This window comes from Lentilactobacillus parafarraginis DSM 18390 = JCM 14109, from assembly GCF_001435895.1.
Lineage (GTDB): Bacteria > Bacillota > Bacilli > Lactobacillales > Lactobacillaceae > Lentilactobacillus > Lentilactobacillus parafarraginis.
In genome coordinates this window covers 1-2,940 of sequence record NZ_AZFZ01000127.1, presented here as the reverse complement: position 1 = coordinate 2,940, position 2,940 = coordinate 1, and the positions used below count along the sequence as shown (strand labels likewise).

General features: G+C 56.8%; 1 pseudogene. It reads left to right on the top strand.

The features are described 5' to 3' along the window. Window positions 1-72: 72 nt before the first annotated feature. Window positions 73-2,940 (top strand): annotated as a pseudogene (locus FD47_RS14085) (hypothetical protein); the annotation flags it as partial.

Here is a 2,940-nt window from a genome sequence, read left to right as displayed (position 1 = left end):
CTTCTTAAAAGATACTAAACAGCTTCTAAGATTGCGAAGTCCGCTGCCGCTGCCTACCCAGCTGATTCAGCTTTGAGTAGTTTGGCAAGAGCCGCCAGTGACGCCGCTGTTGACGCATTAGTTGCGCAAAGTAACGCATCGAATGCCGCCAGTGCCGCTACTTCATACGCGAAAGTCGGAAATGCCGGCGGGGCCTCTGATGCCGCTGTTAGTGCTTCTGCTGCAATGCAATCAGCTGCCGATGCTGCGTCGAATGCCGCTTCTGATACTCGCAATGCCGTTAATGGGGCAACTAGTGATGCCAGTGATCAAGCTGCTTCAGCTTCAACCGCAGCTGCTAAGGTGGCTTCTCAAGCTCCAAGTGATTCGGCAATTCAATCATTAGCCAGTGCCGTTTCCCAACATGCAAGTAACGCTGCCAGTGCTGCTGCTGCTGCTCAATCTGAGACAAATGCCGCTTCGGTTGCTGCGCGTTTGAATAACGCCGCCTCCGCTTCTGCGGCAATGAGTGCGGCTGCCAGTGCCGCTTCAACTGCTTATGCTGAAGCCTCAACTGCTGCCTCAATGAATGGCCAGATTAATTCAGGTGCTGATGCTCGTGCCAAGAGTGATGCTTCCGGTGCCACGTCCAATTTCAGCGCCGCAACTTCTGCTGCGGCCAACGCCTCTCAAGCTGCGAAGACTGCCAGCGACGCCGCCCAGGCCGATCCAAATAATTCGGCAGTTTCCAACGCGAATGTAATTGCCAGTGATGCCGCAAAGCAGGCGTCTGCTTCTGCCAGTGACGCGTCAGCTGCTGCATCCGCTGCTAACTCGGCTGCCGCTAACCACGACATGGCCGGTGCGAGTGCGGCTGCAAGTACCGCATCCGCTGCGTTGAGTGAGGCCAGTGCTGCTAATAAAATTGCCAACTCGGCGGCTTCTGATGCTGTCCGCGGGGCAACCAGTGATGCTGTCGCTAGTGCCGCAAAGGCGAGTGATGTCGCATCCGCAGCTGTCAACAAGGATTCTAAGAACTCAACTGTAGCGAGTCTTGCTGCTCAGGTCGCTGGGTTTACTTCAACCGCCAGCACTGCCGCTTCAGCTGCCAACTCGGCAGCTTCACAAGCGGTTGCCAACAGTGCCAACTCCGCTGCCCAGTCAAGCTACGCTAAAGTTGCCAGCGATCAAGCTCAATCCGCTTACGATGCTGCCAACAAAGCAGCGGCGGCTGCAAGTACCGCTGATGGGATTGCAACGTCGGATGCCGCATCAAATGCCGGCAGTGATGCCAGTGCCGCGGGTTCAGATTACAGTGCTGCCACTTCGGCAGGCGGCTTGGCTTCTCAAGCTGCAAGAACTGCTAGTGATGCTGCCAAAGCCGATCCGAATAATGCAGCAGTTGTAAACGCTAATAAGGCCGCTTCTGATGCGGCTTCGACCGCTGCTTCCGCTGCTCGGAAAGCTTCTGATGCTGCTTCGGCCGCAACCGTTGCCGGAAAAGCCGGCAATGCTTCGGCCGCGAGTTCAGAAGCTAAGATCGCTTCCGATGCTTTAAGTGATGCCAGCGCGGCAAATAGTACTGCAACATCCGCTGCTTCGGACGCCGTAAGTGGCGCCACCAGCGATGCTGCTTCAACTGCTAACAATGCTTCAACGATTGCTTCCAACGCCGTTTCTGCCGATCCGACAAACTCAAGCGTTGCAAATTTGGCGAGTCAGGCTTCTAATTTTGCTTCGGCTGCCAAGGCCGCTTCACAAGCTGCTGTCGACGCTGCTTCAGCTGCTGTCGATGCCAACAGACAAGGTAACTCGTCGGCTCAATCAAGTTACGCGAAGGTTGCGTCTGATCAAGCTTCGGCTGCCTATAGTGCCGCCAGTGCCGCATCAGCCGCCGCATCGAACGCTGCTTCACAGGCTGCTAGTGATGCCGCCGCTGCTGCCTCTGGTCATGCCAGTGACGCTTCGAACGCTGCCAGTGACGCTAAGAAAGCTTCCGCTGTTGCAAGCTCAGCTGCCAATGCTGATCCAACTAATACAGATGTTCAATCTGATCGTAACGTTGCCAGCAATGCCGCCTCTGATGCCGCAAGCAATGCTAACAAAGCTTCCGGTGCCGCCAGCGACGCAAGTAACGCGGCCAAGAGCGGGAACACTTCCGGTGCTGCCAGTGCCAATAAGGTAGCGAGTGATGCTGCTTCGAATGCAATCAGCGATGCCAAAGTTGCCAGCGATGCTGCATCTGATGCCGCCTCTAAGGCTGCTGCTGATGCATCTGCCGCTGCCAACTCGGCTTCTGGTCATGCCAGCGATGCCGCTTCCGATGCGAAATCCGCTTCGGCCCATGCTTCAGACGCTGCCAGTGACGCAAGTAGCGATTCAAACGCTCAATCGGCTGCTAATAAAGCCTCCGACGCCGCATCAAACGCCGCTTCCGACGCCAAGAAAGCTTCTGGTGCCGCCAGTGATGCGAGCGATGCCGCCAAGAGCGGGAATGCTTCCGGCGCTGCCAGTGCCAACAAGATCGCCAGCGATGCCGCTTCTGACGCAAAGCAACACAATGCTGACGCGTCAAATGCGGCCTCCGATGCCCACAAGATTGTTGCCAATGATGCCGCTAACTCGGCTTCCGGTCACGCGTCTGATGCTGCCGGTGATGCGAAATCCGCTTCAGCCCACGCGTCTGATGCTGCCAGCGATGCGAGTGGCGATTCTGCCGCCGCTTCGGCTGCCAAATCCGCTTCTGATGCGGCTTCAAACGCTGCCAGTGATGCTAAGAAGGCCAGTGATGCTGCGAGTGCTGCCAGTTCAGCTGCCAAGAGTGGCGATGCTTCCGGCGCTGCCAGTGCCAACAAGATTGCCAGTGATGCCGCTTCTGACGCAAAGCAACACAATGCCGATGCATCGAATGCGGCCTCTGACGCCCACAAGATTGTTGCCAGTGACGCGGCCAACTCAGCT